This window comes from Streptomyces glomeratus (genome assembly GCF_021462825.1).
Taxonomy (GTDB): Bacteria; Actinomycetota; Actinomycetes; order Streptomycetales; family Streptomycetaceae; genus Streptomyces; species Streptomyces glomeratus.
Genome location: NZ_JAKEEB010000003.1, coordinates 108,967 through 130,788, shown reverse-complemented (window position 1 = coordinate 130,788; position 21,822 = coordinate 108,967). Strand labels below are relative to the sequence as shown.

Here is a 21,822-nt window from a genome sequence, read left to right as displayed (position 1 = left end):
TTCCGGGCAACGGGCCGTCAGGGCCGTTCCCCGGAACGGGTCATCAGCCCCCGGAGGTGTCCAGTTCCGCGTCCTCGCCGATGCCCGCGCAGTCGTACGGGTCCTTCAGCCAACCGTCCGGCAGCACCACCCGGTTGTTGCCGGACGTCCGGCCGCGCGGCCCGTCGGCACCGGACGGCCAGGGCTGGTCGAGGTCCAGTTCGTCGAGGCCGGCCCGCAGTTCCTCCAGCGAGGAGGTGATCGCGAGCCGTTTGCGCATCTCCGAGCCGACCGAGAAGCCCTTCAGATACCAGGCCACGTGCTTACGGAAGTCGATGACTCCGCGCGACTCGTCGCCGATCCACTCGCCGAGCAGGGTGGCGTGCCGGACCATGACGTCGGCGACCTCGCGCAGGGCCGGCCGCGCGAGATCGCCCGTCCGTCCCTCGAAGGCCGCCACCAGGTCCGCGAACAGCCACGGACGCCCCAGGCAGCCGCGGCCGACCACGACGCCGTCGCAGCCCGTCTCGCGCACCATGCGCAGCGCGTCCTCGGCCGACCAGATGTCGCCGTTGCCGAGCACGGGGATCTCCGGCACGTGCTCCTTCAGCCGCGCGATCGCGTCCCAGTCCGCGGTGCCGCCGTAGTGCTGAGCGGTGGTGCGGCCGTGCAGCGCGATGGCGGTGACGCCCTCCTCGACCGCGATCCGGCCGGCGTCGAGGTAGGTGAGGTGGTCGTCGTCGATGCCCTTGCGCATCTTCATCGTGACCGGCAGGTCACCCGCTCCGCTCACGGCCTCGCCCAGAATCGCCCGCAACAGGTTCCGCTTGTACGGGAGCGCCGACCCGCCGCCCTTGCGGGTCACCTTCGGCACCGGGCAGCCGAAGTTCAGGTCGATGTGGTCGGCCAGGTCCTCCTCGGCGATCATGCGGACGGCCTTGCCGACGGTCGCCGGGTCGACGCCGTACAGCTGGATCGAGCGGGGCTGCTCGCTCGGATCGAACTTGATCAGCTGCATGGTCTTGTCGTTGCGCTCGACCAGTGCCCGGGTCGTGATCATCTCGCTCACGAAGAGGCCCTTGCCGCCGGTGAACTCCCGGCACAGCGTTCGGAAGGGGGCGTTCGTGATCCCGGCCATGGGCGCGAGCACGACGGGCGGCCGGACGGCGTGCGGACCGATCTGCAACGCCGGGTTCGTCGGGGTCGTCGTGGGCGTGGGCATGGGCGTCGGCATTCCCCCATTGTCACGCACGCCATGGGGTACTCGGCACCGGTCGCGCCGATGACCGTGCATCGGTCATTAGTTAACCGCACTATCGAAATCGGCGTACGATGGGTCGCATGCCCGAGCTCAGTCACCGCCGGCGTCTGCTGGTGCTCGCGATCTGCTGTATGAGCCTGCTGATCGTCAGTCTCGACAACACCGTCCTGAACGTCGCCCTGCCCTCGATGCAGCGCGAGCTCCACGCGACGACGTCGGGGCTGCAGTGGACCATCGACGCCTACACGCTGGTACTGGCCTCCCTGCTGATGCTCGCGGGCTCCACGGCCGACCGGATCGGCCGCAAACGGGTCTTCATGGCGGGCCTCGTCGTCTTCGGCATCGGCTCGCTGCTGTGCTCCCTCGCCCCGAGCCTGGAACTGCTGGTGGTGTTCCGCATGGTGCAGGCGGTGGGCGGCTCGATGCTCAACCCCGTCGCCATGTCGATCATCACCAACACCTTCACCGACGCCCGGGAGCGGGCCCGCGCGATCGGCGCCTGGGGTGCCGTGGTCGGCATATCGATGGCCGCGGGCCCGCTGGTCGGCGGGCTGCTGGTGGAGTCGGTCGGCTGGCGCTCGATCTTCTGGGTCAACCTCCCGGTGGGCCTCGCCGCGCTCCTGCTCACCCTGCGCTTCGTCCCCGAGTCCCGGGCACCCAAGGCCCGCCGCCCCGATCCCGTCGGCCAGCTGCTGGTGATCGCCCTGTTCGGCTCCCTGACATACGCGATCATCGAGGCCCCGGACTCCGGCCTCGGCAGGATCCTGCCCTTCGCGGCCCTGGCGTTCGTGGCCCTGGCCGGCCTGTTGTGGTACGAGCCCCGGCGCACCGAACCCCTGATCGACCTGCGCTTCTTCCACTCGGCGCCGTTCAGCGGGGCCACCGTGATCGCGATCAGCGCGTTCGCGGCTCTGGGCGGCTTCCTCTTCCTGTCCACCCTGTACCTGCAGAACGTGCGCGGCCTGGACGCGTTGCACGCGGGCCTGTGGATGCTCCCGATGGCGGTGCCGACGTTCCTGTGCGCGCCCCTGTCCGGCCGTCTGGTGGGCAGCCGCGGTCCGCGTCTGCCGCTGCTGATCGCGGGCTGCGCGATGACCGCGAGCGCCGTGCTGTTCGCCGCGTTCGAGGCGGAGACGTCCAACGCCACGCTGCTCGTCGGCTACGTTCTGTTCGGGATCGGCTTCGGCTTCGTCAACGCTCCCATCACCAACACCGCCGTCTCCGGCATGCCGCGCGCCCAGGCCGGTGTCGCCGCCGCCATCGCCTCCACGAGCCGCCAGCTCGGCCAGACCCTCGGCGTCGCGGTGGTCGGCGCGGTGCTTGCCTCGGGTGTGGGCTCCGGGCCGTACAAGGACACCTTCGTCTCGGCCGCCCGCCCCGGCTGGTGGATCCTCACCGTGTGCGGTCTCGCGGTGCTGTCCCTGGGCGCGCTCACCTCGGGCCGGTGGGCCAGGAGGACGGCCGAGCGCACGGCCGAGCGGCTCCAGGAGCGTGAGGTACGGGACGCGGCGGGCGTGGGCGCATAGCGAGGCGCCGGATCAGGGGCGCGGGGCTGCGCCGCCTCCGCCCCGCGGGCCCACGGCCATCCACGACGCACGCGCGGCCCCTCCAGGCACCGCGCCGCCCGTACTAGACCGCCACCCGCCCGCCCTCGCGGTCCGCGCCTCGCCCCTGTTCCTGTTCCCGCTCCTGTTCCCGCTCCCGCTCCAAGGCGACCGCAAGCAACCGCTCCAGTCCCGCACGGGACCCCGCGTCGGCCGGCGCGTACGTCACCATCCGCGGCCCGTTGTGCGGCCCCAGCCACAGATCCGTGTGGTCCAGTGTCAGCGGACCGACGTGGGCGTTGCGGAACTGCTTGCGCTTGCTGCTGCGGGCGGTCACCACCTCGTGCCGCTCCCACGCCTCGCGGAATTCGGCGGACTCGGCCGACAGCCGTTTGAGCAGCATCTTCCAGGCGGGTTCGCCGAGGTGGCCGGCCATGGCGGCGCGGAACTTCGCGGCCATCATCCGCATGGCCTCCTCGAGCAGGACGATCGACGCCTGCCAGTCGGGGTTGGTGTAGCAGAGCAGCATGCAGTTGCGGTCGGCCGGCGGGACGGCGTCGAGGTCGCACAGCAGCAGCCCGTACGTGCGGTTGTAGGCGAGGATGTCGTACCGGCTGTTCTGGATGCAGGCCGGAATCGGCTCCAGCTGCTCCAGCAGGGCCCGCTGGGCCTCGGTGACGGACGGGCAGTGCGCGCCGGGCGCGGGGTCGACGGCCCCGGCCAGGTTGAACAGGTGCGCCCGCTCGCTCCCGTCGAGCAGCAGCGCACGGGCGAGGGCGTCGAGGACCTGGACGGAGACCTGGATGTCCCGGGCCTGTTCCAGCCAGGTGTACCAGGTGACGCCGACCGCGGAGAGCTGGGCGACCTCCTCGCGGCGCAGCCCCGGGGTGCGGCGGCGCCGGCCGCGGGGCAGCCCGACCTGCTCGGGGGTGAGGTGCTCGCGGCGATGGCGCAGGAACGCCGCCAGTTCATGCCGCCGGATCTCGGACGCGGGCACCGCGCGTACCTCCTGCCCGGTCGTCTCCCGGCCCGTCGCCCTCTCCTGCACCATGGTCGCCATGCCCCCAGCCTGCCGCCCCCCGGACCCTGTTGCCAGGTAGCACTTGTACCAGGATAAGAAGACTCTGGTACCACCCTGAGGGACGGTGGAGGCTCGATGCCGTGACCGAGACTCTTTCTTCCCGCACCGTCCGCTCCCCGATGACGACACCATCGCTGGGCGGGCTCGGACTGTTCACGGTGCTGCTGGGCGCGGCACTGCCTCTGATCGACTTCTTCATCGTCAACGTCGCCCTCCCCACGATCGGCGCGGACCTGCACGCGAGCGAGCCCGTCCTCGAACTCGTCGTCTCCGGGTACGGGCTGTCGTACGCCGTCCTGCTCGTCCTCGGCGGCAGGCTCGGCGACCTCTTCGGCCGACGCGAGTTCTTCCTCGGCGGCATGGCGGCTTTCGGGATCACCTCGCTGGCCTGCGGGCTCGCCCCGAACGCCTGGCTGCTGGTCGTGGCGCGCGCCGCCCAGGGCGCGGCGGCCGCGGCGATGCTGCCGCAGGTGCTGGCCACCATCCAGGCGGCGACCAGCGGGCAGCGCCGCGCCAGGGCGATGGGCCTGTACGGCGCGACCGCCGGTCTCTCCATGGTCGCCGGGCAGATCCTCGGCGGTGTGCTGGTGGCCGCGGACATCGCGGGCACCGGCTGGCGCTCGGTGTTCCTCGTCAACGTCCCGGTCGTGGCCCTCGGCCTGGTCCTGGCCGCGCGGGCGGTCCCCGAGACCCGCTCGCAGCGCCCCGAGCCGGTGGACGGCCCCGGTACCGTTCTGCTCGCCGTCTCGCTGCTGGCGCTGCTCGCCCCGCTCACGGAGGGCCGTGCGGCGGGCTGGCCGCTGTGGACCTGGCTCTCGCTGGCCGCGTTCCCGTTCGCGGCGTGGGGGTTCTACGCCGTGGAGCGCCGGGCGGACCGGCAGGGCCGTACGCCGCTGGTGCCGCCGAGCCTGCTCGCGCTCACCTCGCTGCGGCGCGGGCTGGTCCTGCTGGTGCCCTTCTCGATCGGCTTCAGCGGCTTCATGTTCGTGATCGCGGTGGCGTTGCAGCGGGGCGCCGGGCTCGGTCCGGTCCCGGCGGGTCTCGCGCTCACGCCGATGGCGCTGGCGTTCTTCGTGGTGTCGCTGTGCGGGCCGCGGCTGGTGGGCCGCTTCGGCACCCGCGTGGTGACGGCCGGCGGGCTGATCCAGGCGGTCGGCGTGGCACTGATGGCCTTCGCCGCCTGGCGTTCCTGGCCCCATCTGGGCGCGTTGGAGCTGCTGCCGGGCGCGGCGGTGGCCGGTGCGGGCCAGGCGCTCCAGCTCCCGATCCTGCTGCGGATCATCCTGTCCGAGGTGCCGCCGGCGCGGGCGGGCGTCGGCAGCGGTGTCATGATCACCACTCAGCAGTCGGCGCTGGCGCTGGGCGTGGCGACGCTCGGCTCCCTCTTCCTGTCGCTGGTGCCCGGCTCGGGCATGCGGGACGCGCTGGTGACCACGCTCCTGGTGCAACTCGCCGGAATCGCCCTGACTGTGGCCCTGAGCCTGCGGCTGCCGCGCACGATCAGCCAGCACTGAAGCATCCGTGGAAAACCACCGTCGATCTTCGGTTTGCTGCACACTCCTTGCTGCGCGAGCGGACGGGTACTCCCTGGAGGCGTCATGCTGCAGATCAACATGAGCAAGGTCAGTCGCTGGGACCAGCACGGGCGCGAACACGTGGTGCGGGTGCGGCGGACCGGAGTGCAGCGCACGATCAGCTGCGACACATGCGGCTGGCGCAGGAACGCACAGTTCCTGCCGTGGCTGAAGGCGGAGGAACATCTCGCGGAGACCCACCAGGCGACCGTGGACCCGGGGTAGAAATGCCCGTATGGCAGCGACACTTGACTGGAAACTCGTCGTCGACACCTGCGACGCCCCCGCCCTCGCCGACTTCTGGGCGGCGGTGCTGGGATACGCGGTCGAGGACAACAGCGCGCTGATCGACCGCCTGTTGACGGCCGGTGCGCTGCCGGAGGCGGCGGTCGCGGAGCACAACGGCATCCGGGTCTTCCGGGGCTTCGCCGCGATCCGGCATCCCGAGGACCCCTACGACGAGGAGACGGGCATCGGCCGGGGCCGCCGCATCCTGTTCCAGGACGTCCCCGAGCCCAAGAGCACGAAGAACCGCCTGCACCTGGACGTGCACGCGGGTCCGGGGGCCCGGGAGGCGACGGTGACGCGTCTGGAGTCGCTGGGCGCCACCCGCGTCGAGGAGGTGGACAAGGGCCCGGCCGGCCACTGGTGGGTCATGCGGGACCCGGAGGGCAACGAGTTCTGTGTGGCCTGACGACCTCGCTGCCACGGCCCAGCGGGCGCGACGTCGAGGGCCGGGACCGTAGGCCGCGAGGGCGGAGCGGGCGGCTTGCACGCCCCGGGGAGGGCGCCGACCGCGATGCAGGACGGTGTTCCGGGAACAGTTCCCGAACAACGGAACGGCCGGTTCGGGAACCGCGAGGGGCGCTACGCGCCGGAACGGCCCGCCGCCCGCAGCCCGCGCAGCAGGAGATCCACCACGGCCTCGAACTCCGCCTCGATCCCGGGCCGCCCCCACTCCCCCGCGTAGGCGGGGTCGTGGAACCGTCCCGTCGCATGGAAGACCGCTCGGGCCGTGACCACCGGGTCGAGGGCCGGCGTGAACGCGCCGCGTACGGCGCCGTCCCGGAGGATCTCCGTGAGCTGGGCGGTGAGGTCCTCGATGTGCTGGTCCACCACACGGCTGTTCTCCCCGGTCAGCACGCTGAAGGTGGCGAACAGTTCCGGGTCGTCGCCCGCCTTGTGCCGCTTGGCCTCGAACAGGGCCGACAGCCACTCGCGCAGCCGTGCCTCCGGGTCGCGGTCCTGCGCGACGATCGCGGACAGAGCGCCGGATGTGCGGTCCAGCCACCGCTGGGTGACCGCCTCGCGCAGCGCCGCCTTCGTACGGAAGTGGCGGTACACGCTGCCATGGCTGACGCCGAGCGCACGGGCCACGTCCACCACGGTGGCCTTGGCCGGGCCGTGGCGGCGCAGCACCTCCTCGGTCGCTTCGAGGATGCGCTCGGCGGTCAGTGTCTCGGTGGTCGGTGACATGACTCAGACCGTACCCGGCGGCACGGTCAGTGCTCGCTGTCGAGGTGCGCCATCTGCATCGCGGGGTAGCGGTCGCCGGCCGCCGCGTCCGCCGGCACGGCCGCCTCTACGGCCGCCAGATCCGCCTCGTCCAGGGTCACGTCGAGGGCGCCGAGCGCCTCGGACAGCCGCTCCCGGGTGCGGGCGCCGACCAGCGGCACGATGTCCTCACCGCGCGAGAGCACCCAGGCGATCGCGAGCTGCGCCACGCTCACGCCCTTCTGCTCGGCGATCTTGCGCAGTGCGTCGACCAGGCCGAGGTTGTGGTCGAGGTTGTCCCCCTGGAAGCGGGGCGAGAAGGAGCGGAAGTCGTTCGCGGCCAGCTGCCGGTCGCGGGTGAAGTGCCCGGAGATCAGACCGCGGGAGAGCACCCCGTACGCCGTGATGCCGATGCCCAGTTCGCGGGTGGTGGGCAGGATGCGGTCCTCGATACCGCGCGAGATCAGCGAGTACTCGATCTGGAGGTCCGCGATCGGGGCGGTGGCGGCGGCCCGGCGGACGGTCTCGGCGCCGACCTCGCTGAGGCCGATGTGGCGGACGTACCCCTTCTCGACGAGTTCGGCGATCGCGCCGACCGTCTCCTCGATCGGGACGTCGGGGTCGAGGCGGGCGATGCGGTAGACGTCGATGTGGTCGACGCCGAGGCGCTGGAGCGAGTACGCGGCGAAGTTCTTCACGGCGGCAGGGCGGCCGTCGTACCCGGCCCAGTCCCCGTCGGGGCCGCGGAGGGCACCGAACTTGACGCTGACCCGCGCCTGTTCGCGGCGGGCGGCGGGCGCGGCGCGCAGGGCCTCGCCGATCAGCATCTCGTTGTGACCCATGGCGTAGAAGTCGCCGGTGTCGAGCAGGGTCACGCCCGCCTCGAGGGCGGCGTGGACGGTGGCGATGGACTCGGCCCGGTCGGCGTCGCCGTAGAGGGCGGACATGCCCATGCAGCCGAGGCCGAGGGCGGAGACCTGGGGGCCGGTGGTGCCGAGCTTACGGGTGCGCATGAGGACTCCTGGGTTCCGGTGAGCGTCGTGGGGTGTGACTCCACCATGGCATGACAGCTGACAGTTTTCAATATCTGTCAGCTGTCATTCGTCACCGCAGTCGCAGGCCGCATATCCGGAGCCTGGAACTCGGAACTTGGTCCAGACCTATTGACGAAAGGTCTGGACCAGCGCACCGTCATGGTCATACCTGTCATGACCGCCATGACTGTCATGACTGCCATCCCTGTCATCGCCGTCATGCCCACGGCACCTCACCGACCCCACCGGGAGGCCCGCATGCTCCGCCAACGGCTCCGCCTGCTCGCCGCCGCCCTGGCCGCGGCCGTCCTCGCCCCGCTCTCCGTCGCCGCAGCCCCCGCCGCGTCCGCGGCCGACACCTGCGCCGTGAAGTCCCGCCCGTCCGGCAAGGTCCTGCAGGGCTACTGGGAGAACTGGGACGGCTCCTCGAACGGGGTCCACCCGCCCTTCGGCTGGACCCCGATCACCGACTCCCGTATCGCGGCACACGGCTACAACGTGATCAACGCGGCCTTCCCGGTCATCCGCTCCGACGGCACCGCGCTGTGGGAGGACGGCATGGACGCGGGGGTGAAGGTGGCGACCCCGGCGGAGATGTGCGCGGCGAAGGCGGCGGGACGGACGATCCTGCTGTCGATCGGCGGGGCGACGGCGGGCATCGACCTCGGCTCGACGGCCGTCGCGGACAGGTTCGTCGCCACGATCGTGCCGATCCTGAAGCGGTACAACTTCGACGGCATCGACATCGACATCGAGACGGGCCTCATCGGCAGCGGGAACATCTCCCTGCTCTCCACGTCCCAGGCCAATCTGATCCGCATCATCGACGGAGTGCTGGCCCGTATGCCGTCGGACTTCGGCCTCACGATGGCCCCCGAGACGGCCTACGTCACCGGCGGGAGCGTCACCTACGGCTCGATCTGGGGCGCCTACCTGCCGATCATCAAGAAGTACGCGGACAACGGCCGGCTGTGGTGGCTGAACATGCAGTACTACAACGGCAGCATGTACGGCTGCTCCGGCGACTCGTACGGGGCGGGCACCGTGGCGGGCTTCGTGGCGCAGACGGACTGCCTGAACAAGGGCCTGACCGTCCAGGGCACGACGATCAGGGTGCCGTACGACAAGCAGGTCCCGGGCCTGCCGGCCCAGTCGGGCGCGGGCGGCGGCTATATGTCACCGTCCCTGGTCTCCCAGGCGTGGAGGCACTACGGAACGAGCCTGAAGGGCCTGATGACCTGGTCGATCAACTGGGACGGCTCGAAGAACTGGACGTTCGGCGACAACGTCAGGGCCCTCCAGGGCCGCTGACCGAGGCCGGCGCCCCGACAGGGGCGCGGGGAGGCGACCGGGGAACGCCGGGCACGGAAAACGCCGGGCGAGCCGGATCGTTCCGGCTCGCCCGGCGTTCGCTCGGCTCGTGCCGCGACTAGCAGCCCAGGAGGCGGCCCGCGAGGTAGCCCTCGATCCGGTCCAGCGACACGCGCTCCTGCTTCATCGAGTCACGCTCACGCACCGTCACGGCGTTGTCCTCGAGCGTGTCGAAGTCGACCGTCACGCAGTACGGCGTGCCGATCTCGTCCTGGCGGCGGTAGCGGCGGCCGATGGCACCCGCGTCGTCGAACTCGATGTTCCAGTGCTTGCGCAGCGCCTGGGCGAGCCCCTTGGCCTTCGGGGACAGCTCCGGGTTGCGCGACAGCGGCAGGACCGCGACCTTCACCGGCGCCAGACGGTGGTCCAGGCGCAGCACCGTGCGCTTCTCCATCTTGCCCTTGGCGTTGGGGGCCTCGTCCTCGACGTAGGCGTCCAGCAGGAACGCCAGCATCGTGCGGCCGACGCCCGCCGCGGGCTCGATGACGTACGGGGTCCAGCGCTCGCCGGCCTCCTGGTCGAAGTACGACAGGTCCTGGCCGGACGCCTTCGAGTGCGCACCCAGGTCGTAGTCCGTGCGGTTGGCGACACCCTCCAGCTCGCCCCACTCGTTGCCGCCGAACTGGAAGCGGTACTCGATGTCGGCGGTGCGCTTGGAGTAGTGGGAGAGCTTCTCCTTCGGGTGCTCGTACCAGCGCATGTTCTCTTCACGCAGGCCGAGGCCCGTGTACCAGTTCCAGCGCTCCTGCATCCAGTACTCGTGCCACTTCTCGTCCTCGCCCGGCTTGACGAAGAACTCCATCTCCATCTGCTCGAACTCGCGGGTGCGGAAGATGAAGTTGCCCGGCGTGATCTCGTTGCGGAACGACTTGCCCATCTGCGCGATGCCGAAGGGCGGCTTGCGGCGCGAGGTCTGCTGGACCTGGGCGAAGTTGGTGAAGATGCCCTGCGCGGTCTCGGGGCGCAGATAGGCGATCGAGCCGCTGTCCTGCGTGGGGCCGAGGTGGGTGGAGAGCAGACCCGAGAACTGCTTGGGCTCGGTGAACATGCCCTTGTTGCCGCAGTTCGGGCAGTTGATGTCCGAGAGACCGTTCTCCGGCAGACGGCCGTGCTTGGCCTCGTAAGCCTCCTCCAGGTGGTCGGCGCGGAAGCGCTTGTGACAGGAGGTGCACTCGGTGAGCGGGTCGGTGAAGGTGGCTACGTGACCGGAGGCCACCCAGACCTCGGTCGCCAGGATCACCGACGAGTCGATACCGACGACGTCCTCGCGGGACGTGACCATGTAGCGCCACCACTGGCGCTTGATGTTCTCCTTGAGCTCGACACCCAGCGGTCCGTAGTCCCAGGCGGCGCGCTGACCGCCGTAGATCTCGCTGCAAGGGAATACGAAGCCACGGCGCTTGCTCAGGCTGACGATGGTGTCGATCTTGTCGGCGGCCACGGTGCTCTCTTCATTACGACGACGGGCGACGAAGCGACTGCTTCAGAGCATTGCTTCAGAGCGAATGCTTCAGGTTACCGGCGGGGGCTCCCCTCCAATCAAATCGGTATGGCACCTGGAGCGGGTCCCCGGGGACGCCGAGACGCCCCGCCCGGGATTGTTGACAACGGTTTCCATGTTTGTTGAAAATGACTGTCATGAACATACGCCGACGCCTCATACCCGGGACCGCGGTCGCCGCGGCCACCGCACTGGGACTCGGAGCCCTCTCCGCCTGCTCCCTCACCAGTGCGGCCGGCAACACCGGGAAGTTCGACGTCGTCGCGTCGTTCTATCCGATGGCCTTCCTCGCCGAGCAGATCGGCGGGAGCCACGTCCATGTCACCAGTCTCACCCAGCCCGGCCAGGAGCCGCACGACCTGGAGATCAGCGCCCGGCAGACCGCTCAGCTCGAGGAGTCCGACGCGGTGCTCTACCTGAAGAACCTCCAGCCCTCCGTCGACGACGCGGTCGCCCAGTCCGAGATCAAGACGAAGATCGACGCCGCCTCCCTGACCACGCTGGAGAGACACGGCAACGAGGTCGGCGGCCACGCGGCCGCGCACGACACCCACCATGGCGAGGAGTCCGGCGGCAGGGACCCCCACATCTGGCTCGACCCGGTCCGCTATGCCCAGGTCGCCCAGGGCGTCGGCAAGGCCTTCGAAAAGGCGGACCCCAAGCACGCGGCCGACTACAGGAAGAACACCGCGGCCCTGGTCAGGAAGCTCGACGACCTCGACGCGCAATACACGAGCGGCCTGAAGACCGCCAAGGGCAAGGTCTTCGTCACCACACACGCCGCCTTCGGCTACCTCGCCGAGCGCTACGGCCTCACCGAGGAGGCGGTCAACGGCCTGGACCCGGAGTCCGAGCCCAGCGCGGCACGGGTGCGTGACCTGGAGAGGACGGCGAAGGCCGACGGCGTCTCCACGGTCTTCTACGAAACGCTCGTGAGCGACAAGACCGCGAAGACCATCGCCAAGGACGCGAACCTGACGACGGACGTCCTCGACCCGATCGAGGGCATCACCTCCAAGTCCCACGGCGGCGACTACATCCAGGTCATGCAGTCCAACCTCAAGGCCCTCCAGACGGCCCTGGGAACCAAGTGACACCGGAGGAAGCGGCAATGAGCGAGCCGGTCATACGCCTGCGCGGCATCCGTGCCGACCTGGGCTCACGCCCCGTCCTGCGCGGCATCGACCTCACCGTCCACCGCGGAGAGGTCGTCGCGCTGCTCGGCGCGAACGGGTCGGGCAAGTCGACGGCCGTGCGCAGCATCATCGGCCAGGTGCCGCCCAGCGCCGGCGAGATAGAGCTGTTCGGCACCCCGCGCCGCGACTTCCGCGACTGGCGGCGCATCGGCTACGTGCCACAGCGCACGACGGCCGCGGGCGGCGTGCCCGCCACCGTGACCGAGGTGGTCTCCTCCGGCCGGCTCTCCCGCGCCCGCTTCGGTCTCCTGCGCAAGGCCGACCACGAGGCCGTACGACGCGCGCTGGAACTGGTCGGCATGGCGGACCGGGCCAAGGACTCCGTCAACGCGCTCTCCGGCGGCCAGCACCAGCGTGTGCTGATCGCCCGTGCCCTTGCCTCCGAGCCCGAACTGCTGATCATGGACGAGCCGATGGCGGGCGTCGACCTCGCGAGCCAGGAGGTGCTCGCACGGACACTGAAGCAACAGGTGGCCTCCGGCGTGACCGTGCTGCTGGTGCTGCACGAACTGGGCCCTCTCGAGCCGCTGATCGACCGGGCGGTGGTCCTGCGCGACGGCTGCGTCCTGCACGACGGACCGCCCCCGAAGGCCGTGGGCCAGCACGCCCTGCCCGGCCACGACCACGTACACCCGCACGACGCGGCGGGCGCCGAACCGATCCGTACGGGACTGCTGAGCTGATGGACCTCCTGAACTACGCCTTCATGCAGCGGGCCCTGCTCGCGGCCGTCCTGGTCGGCATCACCGCGCCGGCCGTCGGCATCTACCTCGTGCAGCGCCGCCAGGCCCTGATGGGCGACGGCATCGGCCATGTGGCGATGACGGGTGTCGGCCTCGGCTTCCTCCTCTCCGCCTCCCCGGTGTGGATGGCGACGGCCGTCTCGGTCCTCGGCGCCGTGCTGATGGAGCTGATCCGCTGGTACGGCAGGACACGCGGCGACATCGCCCTCGCGATGCTGTTCTACGGCGGCATGGCAGGCGGCGTGATGTTCATCAACCTCGCGCCGGGCGGCTCCAACGCCAATCTGACGTCGTACCTGTTCGGATCGCTGTCCACGGTCTCGCCGTCGGACGTCCTGGCGATCTGCCTGCTCGCCGCCTTCGTCGTCCTGGTCACCCTCGGTCTGCGCCGCCAGCTCTTCGCGGTCAGCCAGGACGAGGAGTTCGCCCGGGTCACAGGCCTGCCGGTGCGGGCGCTGAACCTGCTGACCGCGGTCACGGCTGCGGTCACGGTGACGGTCGCCATGCGCGTGGTGGGTCTGCTGCTGGTGTCCGCCCTGATGGTGGTCCCGGTGGCGGCGGCGCAGCAGCTCGGCCGCAGCTTCGCGGCGACCTTCGCGATCGCGGTCGCCATCGGCGTGACCGTGACCCTCGGCGGCACGATCACCTCCTACTACCAGGACGTGCCGCCCGGCGCGACGATCGTGCTGCTGACCATCGCCGCGTTCATCGCGCTGACCGCGCTGGCGACTCCGCTGGCCCGGCGACGCGCGCGGGCACTCGCCGCGGCGCGCGCCAACGGTCACCCGCTGGAGTGCGCAATTCCGGCCAACCGGGAGGCGACCGACGAGGTCGGAGTCTGACCGCGCCCGATCCGGGCTGGCACAATGGCCCGGCAAGGCCCAGACGTGAGCCGTGAAAGAGCCGAAGGGGCGCGCGAGCAAGCCATCGAGAAGGAGGCAACGGTGACGACCGCCGGCCAACCCGTACGGGGACGATCCACCCGCCAGCGTGCCGCCGTGGCGGCGGCGCTCGACGAGGTCGACGAGTTCCGCAGCGCCCAGGAACTCCACGACATGCTCAAGCACAAGGGCGACTCGGTCGGGCTCACCACGGTCTACCGCACCCTGCAGTCCCTCGCCGAGGCCGGCGAGGTCGACGTCCTGCGCACCTCCGAGGGCGAGTCTGTGTACCGCCGCTGCTCGACGGGCGAGCACCATCACCACCTCGTGTGCCGACTCTGCGGCAAGGCCGTCGAGGTCGAGGGCCCCGCGGTGGAGAAGTGGGCCGAGGCGATCGCCGCGGAGCACGGCTACGTCAACGTCGCCCACACGGTGGAGATCTTCGGCACGTGTTCCGACTGCGCGGCGGGCTGAGCGCCGCCGCAACTCGCCCTGCGGTCGGCCGATGCGCCGGCTCGACCGCCTCCTCGACCGCTTTCCGCCCCATGTCCATGGCCACGAGGCGGGATCCTGCATAAGCCGATCTTCAGGCGCCCGTGCTCATGAGCGCCCGAAGCAGCGCTCGAGCTCGTCCAGGTCGTAGAAGGCGCTGCGCTGGGCGATGGGGCGGCAGCCGGCCTTGAAGGGGGTCTCCTTCTCGTTGTAGAGCATGCGGACCAGGTAGCGGTCGCCCTTCTTGAAGACGTCCCACTGGATGTTGGCGCCCAGCGGGGCGACCGAGGCGCCGCGCCACGGGTTGTCCGCGTACGTGTACGGCTCCCCCGGCGTCGCCGGCTCCGTGCTGCCCGGCAGTCCCATCAGCGCGGCCAGCGGGATGATCTCCTCTGCGTGGGTGAAGCGCAGCTCGGCGCCGAGGTCGCTGGTGCCGGCGCGCTTGGCCTCGACCTGCTTGAAGAGGTCGTCGAGCAGAACGCCCGCCATCTTGTAGGTGATGTCGCTGTCGGCGAAGCCGGGGCCCTTCTCGTAGAAGTCCTCGACGTCACCGAGGTAGCCGAACCATGCCGCGTCCGTACGGGAGACGAAGCGCTCCATGCGCCGGCCGGCGCCCTCGGGGCTCTCCTCGCTCATCGCCGGGGCGATGGCGTACAGGTTGTAGACGGCCTGTGCGGCGCCGACCTGGTCGGTGATCTGCTCGACGAAGGACTCCTTGAAGATCCTCCGCAGGACGCGGCGGGCGACCTGCCGGGTCCTGGGCTGGTCGGCGATGGCCTTCAGGGTGTCCTTGAGGCGCTGGTCGTTCTCGATGTAGTCCCGGTACGCCGCGCCGCCCGCCGCCTTGTGGAAGTACAGCAGGTCCTTGTCGGTACGGGTCGGCCCGATCAGCGGCCGCAGTTTCGGGTCGGCCGCAGCCAGGGAGTCGGTGTACTCCTTCGCGCTGCCCACCGCCCGCCCCTGCCCGGAGCTGACGACGTCGATCCGCTCGCCCTGGTCGGCGATCCTCGCGAAGAGGGACGGCAGCCGGTGCTCCATGCGCGCGGCCGTGTCCCGCATCTCCCGCCGCCCGCGCCCGCTGAGGTCGCCGTAGCCGACCTTCGCCATGGCGGCCTGAAGGGCACGGACCGTCGGCCCGAACTCCTCGCCTCCGCGGGTCAGTTGCCCGTCGGCCTCGGCCTTGTCCCACAGCGCGAGGACGAGGTCGGCGTCCTCGCCGTCGGTCGCGGCACGGGAGCCGTGGCGGGAGACGTTCTCGGTGAAGACGGGCTCGAAGCCCGCCGGGGGCCGCTGGTAGGTGCGCGGGTCCTGCCGGGGCGCATAGGGCGCCTTCGTGCCATGGCTCTCGCGGTGCGCGGGGCCGTCCGCCGCGTGCGCGGGCAGCGCGGTGAGCAGCAGGGCGCCGAGGGCGAGGACAGGGGTGAGACGTCTCATGAGTCCCGCATCCTCGGCGACCCGCGTGAACCGCCGATGGCCGGCAGATGAGCGGCTCGGACGACCGGCTCAGCTCTCCGACTCGCCCTCCATGGCCAGCAGTTCCTCGTTCGGGATCGCGCCGCCGAACCGCCGGTCGCGGGAAGCGAATTCGACGCAGGCCCGCCACAGGTCACGGCGGTCGAAGTCGGGCCACAGCACGTCCTGGAAGACCATCTCGGCGTACGCGCTCTGCCAGAGCAGGTAGTTGGAGGTGCGCTGCTCACCGCTCGGGCGCAGGAACAGGTCGACGTCCGGCATGTCCGGGTAGTAGAGGTACTTCTGGAGCGTCTTCTCGGAGACCTTGGACGGGTCGAGCCGGCCCGCCTTCACGTCCTCGGCGAGCCGCTGCGCCGCGTCGGCGATCTCGGCCCGGCCGCCGTAGTTCATGCAGAAGTACAGCGTGAGCAGGTCGTTGCCCTTGGTCTGCTCCTGGGCGACCTGGAGCTCCTTGGCGACCGACTTCCACAGCTTGGGCATCCGGCCCACCCAGCGCACGCGAATGCCGAGTTCGTCGAGCTGGTCACGGGTCTTGCGGATGAAGTCGCGGTTGAAGTTCATCAGGAAGCGGACCTCGTCGGGCGAGCGCTTCCAGTTCTCGGTGGAGAAGGCGTACAGGGAGATGTTGCGCACACCGATCTCGATGGAGCCCTGGAGCACGTCGAGCACCCGCTCGGCGCCGACCTTGTGCCCCTCGGTCCTGGGCAGACCCCGCTCCTTCGCCCACCGCCCGTTGCCGTCCATGACGATCGCCACGTGGTTCGGGACCAGTTCGCCCGGGAGCTTCGGCGCGCGGGCGCCCGACGGGTGCGGCTCCGGCGCCTTGTACTCGCGCCGCTGGCGCCCGAGGATCCCGCGTACCACCATGTGCTTCTCGTCTCCCTCTGCGATCTACGGTTTCGCTACGACTTCTCGACGTACCGGAGCGAACGCAGTCCGCGCTCCAGATGCCAGTGCAGGTAGGCGGACACCAGCCCGTTGCCCTCGCGGACGTACCGCGCCTCGCACGCGTCCGCCGTCTCCCAGTCTCCCGTAAGCAGTGCCCCGAGCAGCACCAGGGTCTGCGGGGACGGTACGACGCTGCCGGGCGCCCGGCAGTCGGCGCACACGGAGCCGCCGGAGGCCACCGAGAAGAAGCGGTTCGGGCCGGGCATGCCGCACCTCGCGCAGTCGCTGAAGCTGGGGGCGTACCCGTTGACGGCGAGGGAGCGCAGCAGGAAGGCGTCGAGGACCAGGTGCGGGGCGTGCTCGTTTCGGGCGAGTGTCCGCAGGGCACCCACCAGCAGCAGATACTGCTGGACGGCCGGCTCGCCCTCGTGATCGGTGAACCGCTCGGCGGTCTCCAGCATGGCCGTACCGGCCGTGTAGCGCGCGTAGTCGGTGACGATACCGCCACCGTAGGGAGCGATGGTCTCGCTCTGCGTGCACAGCGGCAGACCGCGCCCCACCAGCTCGCTGCCGCGCGCGAAGAACTGCACGTCCACATGCGAGAACGGCTCCAGGCGGGCCCCGAACTTCGACTTGGTGCGGCGCACGCCGCGGGCCACGGCGCGTACGCGTCCGTGACCCCGTGTGAGCAGCGTGATGATCCGGTCCGCCTCACCCAGTTTCTGGGTGCGCAGCACAATGCCGTCGTCGCGGAACAGACTCATGGGGCCATTCTCGCGTACGGCGTCAGCGCGCGTGGTCGGGTCGGTGTATGGCGTCCCACGGTGCCAGGTTCCAGGGGCTGGACCGGTTTGCCGGATCGAGCAGTGCGCGCAGATGCGCCTCCGCGACGGCCTGGGGGGCGGGGAGGTCCACCTCCGGGCTCCCCCGCAGCCCGTCCCGCCAGATCTTGCGCCCAAGCACGTAGTGATCGGCGTACTCGTGCCAGGAAACGTACGTCCCCGCCACCGTCGGCACGATGTTCTTCAGCGCGGTCCAGGCCTCGGCCTCGCTGATCATCCCGCAGCCGAAGCCGCGGCGGGTGATGTCGACGTACAGGGCCGCGTCCCAGGCCAGCGGAGAGACGCCGAGGAGCCGATGGGCCCTCGCCCGGTAGCCGGTGCGCGCCAGCCCGTCGAGCCGGCCGATCAGCTTCTCCCGCGAGGTGATCTCCCACTGGTCGGCCAGCCACCGCCGGGCCGCCTCGTCGTCGATCCGGGTGAACGGGTACAGGGTGATCCGCGAGGCGTTCCGGTCCCTGCTGACCGGCGCGCTCAGCGACACCATCCACAGTTGGTGCATCGTGAGCGGGACGGGGTACCGGCGCTCGGCCCGCGGCCTCCTCCGTCGCGTCAAGCTCCACAAGCCCATGCGCCCGCAGCCTACGTCATGGCCCACACGCCCCTGCGGGTCCGGGATCGACTGCTTCAGGGGACCTCGCCGCGGCTGCGGGCGTTCGCGTACGCGGTCGCCGCGCTCAGGCGCTCCGCGGGGGTCGCGAGACGCACGGCCTCCGGCTCCACGTCCCACTCCTTGCCCCCGCCGTACGGTCTCAACTGGACGTACGGGCCCTCGTGGCCCATCACCTCGCCCACCCTCCCGGTGCGGATGTCCACGGCGTACGAGCCGATCGGTGGTTTCATCCCGCCTCCGGGGCCCGTCGGATCCCCGGCGCCGCCGCGCGCCGGGCGGCGGCGCCGGCGGAACGGCCGCCGCCCGCTTCCACGAGCGGACAAGGCGCCTCGCGCGCGAGACCGGCGGGGTCGATCAGGAGCGACGGCACGGCGGTTCCGGCGTCCTCGAGCGCCGAACGTAATTCGTTCACTGTGTCCTCCGCCTCTTCGACGCGGTGCGCCGAGTGTCGTCCCCCGAGTGATACGTGTAGTGCAGCCACCGTGCTCCCCTCCCCCTTCGGGTTTACTCTTCGCATCCCTATGGTGACGCTCTGCATCTACACTGGGCAGGTGTCTGCGCTCTACAAGTGCTGACAATGGGGGGACCTTGAGCCGTGGCCAACGGTTCACGCGGGCGGTGTGGGGCGGAGCGCCCGGGGTCGGCCGGCACCCCTTCCTACGGCGGGTCGGACAGCTCATGTGCCGGGCCTTGGCCGCCGGTCGGCGCTAGCGGCGGTCCGGGAGCGTCTCCCGCGGCTGCGGGGCGGGGTCCGTGGAGTCGCGGTGTGCCGTGTCGCGGCGCAGGAGTGCCACGTGCGCCGCGGTGAGCGTCAGCAGGATGCCGATGTTGAGCAGCGCCGCGATGTGCACTCCGTCCGTGAACGCCGTCCGGGCCAGAGCGAGGAGTTCACCGCCGAGCCGTGCGGGCAGTCGGCCGGCGACCTCGGTGGCCCCGCCGAGGGTCGCACGGGCGGCATCGGCGAGATCGGGCCCCAGGCCGTCCGGGAGGGACCCGCCGTCCAGCTTCGCGCGGTACACGGCGGCGGCGACGGATCCGGCGACGGCCACACCCAGCGCCTCACCCAGGTTCGCGCCGGTCTCCCCGATGCCCGAGGCGTTCCCGGCGCGTTCGGGTGGGGCACTGCTGATGATCACGTCGTTGGTGAGGGCGAGGGCCGCCTGGATACCGAAGGAGGTGACGGCGAAACCCACGACGGCGAGGAACGGCCCGGACTGCGTACCGGCCAGGGTGAGCAGCACCAGTCCCGGTACGGCGAGGAGGAAACCGCCCGCCATGACCTGGAGCGGGCCCGTGCGGCCGGCCACGGCAGGGGCCAGCAGCGCACTCACGACACCCGCCCCCACCGCGGGCAGCGACCACAGCCCGGCGACGGACGGGGAGAGCCCCAACACGAGCTGGAAGTACTGCAGGAGCAGGAACTGCGTCCCGGTCACCGCGAAGAGCCCGAGGGTCAGCCCGCCCAGCGCCACCCCGAAGGCCGGGCGGGTGAAGAGCCGAAGGTCGAGCATGGGGTCGGGGAGCGTCAACTGCCTGCGGACGAAGACGGCACCCAGGCAGAGCCCGGCGGCCACGCTCAGCAGCGGCAGCGTATGGACGCCGTGCTGGGCGGTCTCCTTGAACCCGTAGACCACCGGCAGCACCGTTGTGACGGACAGCGCGACGCTGACCGGGTCCAGTCGGCCGGCCCCCGGATCGCGGTATTCGGGCAGCAGCAGCGGACCGGCGATCAGCAGGACGATGCCCACCGGCACGCCCAGCAGGAACACCGAGCCGAACCAGAAGTGTTCCAGGAGCAGCCCGCCGATCAGCGGGCCGATCATCGCGCCGATGCTGAAGTTGGTCATCCACGCCGCGACCGCCAGCCGCCGCTGTCCGGGGTCACGGAACATGTTGCTGATCAGGGAGAGGGTCGACGGCATCAGTGTCGCCCCCGCGACGCCGAGCAACGCGCGCGACGTGATGAGCATCGCCGCGCTGGACGAACAGGCGGCGAGCAAAGAGGCCGCCGCGAAGGCGGCAGCACCCGTCAGGAGGAGTCTGCGGCGGCCGATCCGGTCCCCGAGAGTCCCCATGGTGGCGAGGAAACCGGCCACCATGAAGCCGTAGATGTCGACGATCCAGAGCAGTTGCGTGCCGCTTGGGTGCAGTCGCTCGCTGAGGGCGGGCGCGGCCAGATGCAGCACGCTCATGTCCAGACCGATGAGCATGGTGGGCAGTGCGAGGACCGCGAGCCCCAGCCATTCCCGTCGCCCGGCCCGCATCGGCACGTCGGTATCCGTGCGTGTCCTCTCTTCGCAGTGAACCATCGGAATCAGCCGACGGCTCGGGAGGAGACCAGCGCATCCCGGCACTCGCCGAGCAGGCGCCGTACGGCGTAGGTCACCGGGTGATGCAGCGCTTCGTCGGGCGTGAGCCACAGAGCCGTGGTGCCCTCCGGGCCGAGTTCCACCGCCAGGTCCGCGTCCACCGCGTCGGCCGTCCGGTACACGTGCCACAGATGGGCGTCGGCACCACGGCGGCAACCGTCACCGGGTACGGGAGTCCTGGTCAGGTGTTCGAGCCTGCGGCCGGTGATGCCGGTCTCTTCCCACAGTTCGCGCGCCGCCGCCGCGTCGGGGCCCTCGTGGCGCTCGACGTGCCCGGCGGGGATCGTCAGGCCGAAGGGGAAGGCCGTACGGTCGAAGAAGAGGAGGCGGCCGCGGACGTCCTGGACGAACACCCCCGCCGTCTCGTGCCAGTACTCGCCCTCGGCGTCGGTCCACCATCGGAGCGCGGGATCCAGCACCAGCGCCCGGTCGGCGACGTGACCGCAGGCGAGGCACACCGCATGGCGGCGGGCGCCCTCGGTGCGCCACTCCACCGAGGTGCTGCGGCACCGCAGGCAGTAGTGGCGCACGGCGCCGTCCTGCAGTGCGTGGGGCGGAAGGAAGTCCAGTTTCATGCCTCACTCCGGATCTCCGACGTCCCGTCAGCCACGTGGGGAGGCGGCACGGGAACCCCGGCTTCCCGCGGCAGACACGAGGTGTCCGCCGCGGAAGCGGGGTACGTCGGACCTGACAGACGCTTATGTGTCGAGGCCGAACCGGGTGAACAGTTCCTTGTCGCCCGTGACGTAGGAGGTGTCGGTGATGCACGTCTGGTCGGACGGGCCCCGGCTGCACATGCACATGTGCCGGCCGGTGGAGACCACGCGCGCCGCACGGGCGCCACCCGAGGACATGATCTCCTCGGCGATGTCCTTCACCAGGTGCTCCTGGATCTGGAACCTGCGGCTGAACGCCTGTACCAGGCGGGGGAACTTGCCCAGGCCCAGGATCCGGCTGCCGGGCACGTAGGAGATCGCCACCTTTCCGTAGAACGGCAGGAAGTGGTGCGCGCAGATGGAGTAGTAGTTGATGTCGTGCACGCGGACCACACCGGCGTGCTCGCCCTGGACTTCGACCGTGGTCTTGAGAATCGTCGACGTGTCGATCTCATAGCCGCTCAGCAGTTGGCGGTAGGCGCGGACGATGCGGGGTTCGCATTCCGGCTCCCGGTACCAGTCGAGCGCGCGTTTGTCGGTTGTGACGTTCTCTTCGAGCCACTCGGCGATGGTGCTCATTAACACCTCCTGATGGACGCGCTTGTCGCGCCTCTACTGCTGCTGTTCCAAGGCGGTCTGAGGCCGGTCCCACACATGCGGCTCCAGGGAACTCGGTCATGACGTTCCGGCGAAGTGGTCGCTTCTGACGACCGTGCGGCTTCCGGTACCGCAACGCCGGTCCTACGGGTGCCCGTGCCGCTCGCGGCCCTGTCCGAAAACGCGTTCCGGGGGCCATGAGCATGGGCGCACGTGCCGTGAACAGCAGCTTTGTG

General features: G+C 70.5%; 22 protein-coding genes. 9 read left to right on the top strand and 13 right to left on the bottom strand.

The features are described 5' to 3' along the window. Window positions 1–43: 43 nt before the first annotated feature. Window positions 44–1,201 carry a tRNA dihydrouridine synthase DusB gene (gene dusB, locus LZ604_RS04425; protein WP_234513094.1) on the bottom strand — a complete coding sequence of 386 codons (1,158 nt, stop codon included), beginning with the start codon at window positions 1,199–1,201 and terminating at the stop codon, window positions 44–46. A 119-nt stretch (window positions 1,202–1,320) separates the two neighbouring features. Between dusB and LZ604_RS04420 the strand changes: the two genes are divergently transcribed. Continuing rightward, window positions 1,321–2,766 carry an MFS transporter gene (locus LZ604_RS04420; RefSeq protein ID WP_234512777.1) on the top strand — a complete coding sequence of 482 codons (1,446 nt, stop codon included), beginning with the start codon at window positions 1,321–1,323 and terminating at the stop codon, window positions 2,764–2,766. A gap of 103 nt (window positions 2,767–2,869) precedes the next feature. Here LZ604_RS04420 and LZ604_RS04415 read toward each other — a convergent pair whose 3' ends face one another. Next, the gene (locus LZ604_RS04415; RefSeq protein ID WP_372482087.1) at window positions 2,870–3,844 is read right to left on the bottom strand and encodes an MmyB family transcriptional regulator; all 975 of its coding nucleotides are present in this window, start codon (window positions 3,842–3,844) and stop codon (window positions 2,870–2,872) included. A 101-nt stretch (window positions 3,845–3,945) separates the two neighbouring features. Between LZ604_RS04415 and LZ604_RS04410 the strand changes: the two genes are divergently transcribed. The 3 genes from LZ604_RS04410 (at window position 3,946) to LZ604_RS04400 (ending at window position 6,133) form a co-directional block, all read left to right on the top strand. Continuing rightward, window positions 3,946–5,379 carry an MFS transporter gene (locus LZ604_RS04410; protein WP_234512776.1) on the top strand — a complete coding sequence of 478 codons (1,434 nt, stop codon included), beginning with the start codon at window positions 3,946–3,948 and terminating at the stop codon, window positions 5,377–5,379. 84 nt (window positions 5,380–5,463) lie between these two features. Beyond that, window positions 5,464–5,664, top strand: coding sequence for a hypothetical protein (locus LZ604_RS04405; RefSeq protein ID WP_234512775.1), 201 nt, complete (start codon window positions 5,464–5,466; stop codon window positions 5,662–5,664). A gap of 10 nt (window positions 5,665–5,674) precedes the next feature. Continuing rightward, complete coding sequence (locus LZ604_RS04400; RefSeq protein WP_234512773.1) at window positions 5,675–6,133, top strand: VOC family protein; 459 nt, start codon at window positions 5,675–5,677, stop codon at window positions 6,131–6,133. Window positions 6,134–6,306: 173 nt separating this feature from the next. On the opposite strand, the gene LZ604_RS04395 is transcribed toward LZ604_RS04400, so the two are convergent. Further along, entirely contained in the window at window positions 6,307–6,915 is a 609-nt protein-coding gene (locus LZ604_RS04395; protein WP_234512771.1) for a TetR/AcrR family transcriptional regulator, read from the bottom strand. Between the two features lie 26 nt (window positions 6,916–6,941). Next, window positions 6,942–7,946: an aldo/keto reductase gene (locus tag LZ604_RS04390; protein WP_234512769.1), complete on the bottom strand. Its 1,005-nt coding sequence runs from the start codon at window positions 7,944–7,946 to the stop codon at window positions 6,942–6,944. Between the two features lie 279 nt (window positions 7,947–8,225). On the opposite strand from LZ604_RS04390, the gene LZ604_RS04385 reads away from it, so the two are divergent. Continuing rightward, complete coding sequence (locus LZ604_RS04385; RefSeq protein WP_234512767.1) at window positions 8,226–9,278, top strand: chitinase; 1,053 nt, start codon at window positions 8,226–8,228, stop codon at window positions 9,276–9,278. 118 nt (window positions 9,279–9,396) lie between these two features. Here the strand turns inward: LZ604_RS04385 and LZ604_RS04380 are convergent, their stop codons facing one another. After that, a complete protein-coding gene (locus tag LZ604_RS04380; RefSeq protein WP_234512766.1) occupies window positions 9,397–10,779 on the bottom strand; it encodes a glycine--tRNA ligase in 1,383 nt (460 codons plus the stop codon). 197 nt (window positions 10,780–10,976) lie between these two features. Here LZ604_RS04380 and LZ604_RS04375 point away from each other — a divergent pair, with 197 nt between their 5' ends. From LZ604_RS04375 to LZ604_RS04360, 4 genes are all read left to right on the top strand, one after another. Further along, window positions 10,977–11,933, top strand: coding sequence for a metal ABC transporter substrate-binding protein (locus LZ604_RS04375; RefSeq protein ID WP_234512765.1), 957 nt, complete (start codon window positions 10,977–10,979; stop codon window positions 11,931–11,933). A 17-nt stretch (window positions 11,934–11,950) separates the two neighbouring features. Further along, window positions 11,951–12,718, top strand: coding sequence for a metal ABC transporter ATP-binding protein (locus LZ604_RS04370; protein ID WP_234512764.1), 768 nt, complete (start codon window positions 11,951–11,953; stop codon window positions 12,716–12,718). Next, window positions 12,718–13,620 (top strand): metal ABC transporter permease, encoded by a 903-nt coding sequence (locus LZ604_RS04365; protein WP_234512763.1) that lies wholly within the window; start codon window positions 12,718–12,720, stop codon window positions 13,618–13,620. Before LZ604_RS04370 ends, LZ604_RS04365 begins: the two co-directional genes overlap by 1 nt. Before the next feature lie 102 nt (window positions 13,621–13,722). Continuing rightward, window positions 13,723–14,133: a Fur family transcriptional regulator gene (locus LZ604_RS04360; RefSeq protein ID WP_234512762.1), complete on the top strand. Its 411-nt coding sequence runs from the start codon at window positions 13,723–13,725 to the stop codon at window positions 14,131–14,133. A 126-nt stretch (window positions 14,134–14,259) separates the two neighbouring features. On the opposite strand, the gene LZ604_RS04355 is transcribed toward LZ604_RS04360, so the two are convergent. The 8 genes from LZ604_RS04355 to folE form a co-directional block, all read right to left on the bottom strand. Continuing rightward, the gene (locus tag LZ604_RS04355) at window positions 14,260–15,585 is read right to left on the bottom strand and encodes a histidine-type phosphatase (protein ID WP_234512760.1); all 1,326 of its coding nucleotides are present in this window, start codon (window positions 15,583–15,585) and stop codon (window positions 14,260–14,262) included. A 69-nt stretch (window positions 15,586–15,654) separates the two neighbouring features. Then, the gene (locus LZ604_RS04350; RefSeq protein ID WP_234512758.1) at window positions 15,655–16,491 is read right to left on the bottom strand and encodes an isoprenyl transferase; all 837 of its coding nucleotides are present in this window, start codon (window positions 16,489–16,491) and stop codon (window positions 15,655–15,657) included. A gap of 35 nt (window positions 16,492–16,526) precedes the next feature. Next, window positions 16,527–17,276: a DNA repair protein RecO gene (recO, locus tag LZ604_RS04345; protein ID WP_234512756.1), complete on the bottom strand. Its 750-nt coding sequence runs from the start codon at window positions 17,274–17,276 to the stop codon at window positions 16,527–16,529. A 22-nt stretch (window positions 17,277–17,298) separates the two neighbouring features. Next, the gene (locus LZ604_RS04340; RefSeq protein ID WP_234512755.1) at window positions 17,299–17,922 is read right to left on the bottom strand and encodes a DUF1266 domain-containing protein; all 624 of its coding nucleotides are present in this window, start codon (window positions 17,920–17,922) and stop codon (window positions 17,299–17,301) included. Window positions 17,923–17,978: 56 nt separating this feature from the next. Next, a complete protein-coding gene (locus LZ604_RS04335; protein WP_234512754.1) occupies window positions 17,979–18,194 on the bottom strand; it encodes a hypothetical protein in 216 nt (71 codons plus the stop codon). A gap of 477 nt (window positions 18,195–18,671) precedes the next feature. Continuing rightward, window positions 18,672–20,228, bottom strand: coding sequence for an MFS transporter (locus tag LZ604_RS04325; protein WP_234513091.1), 1,557 nt, complete (start codon window positions 20,226–20,228; stop codon window positions 18,672–18,674). A gap of 50 nt (window positions 20,229–20,278) precedes the next feature. Next, window positions 20,279–20,908 carry an NUDIX hydrolase gene (locus LZ604_RS04320; RefSeq protein WP_234512753.1) on the bottom strand — a complete coding sequence of 210 codons (630 nt, stop codon included), beginning with the start codon at window positions 20,906–20,908 and terminating at the stop codon, window positions 20,279–20,281. Window positions 20,909–21,031: 123 nt separating this feature from the next. Next, entirely contained in the window at window positions 21,032–21,568 is a 537-nt protein-coding gene (folE, locus tag LZ604_RS04315; protein WP_234512752.1) for a GTP cyclohydrolase I, read from the bottom strand. Window positions 21,569–21,822 lie beyond the last annotated feature (254 nt).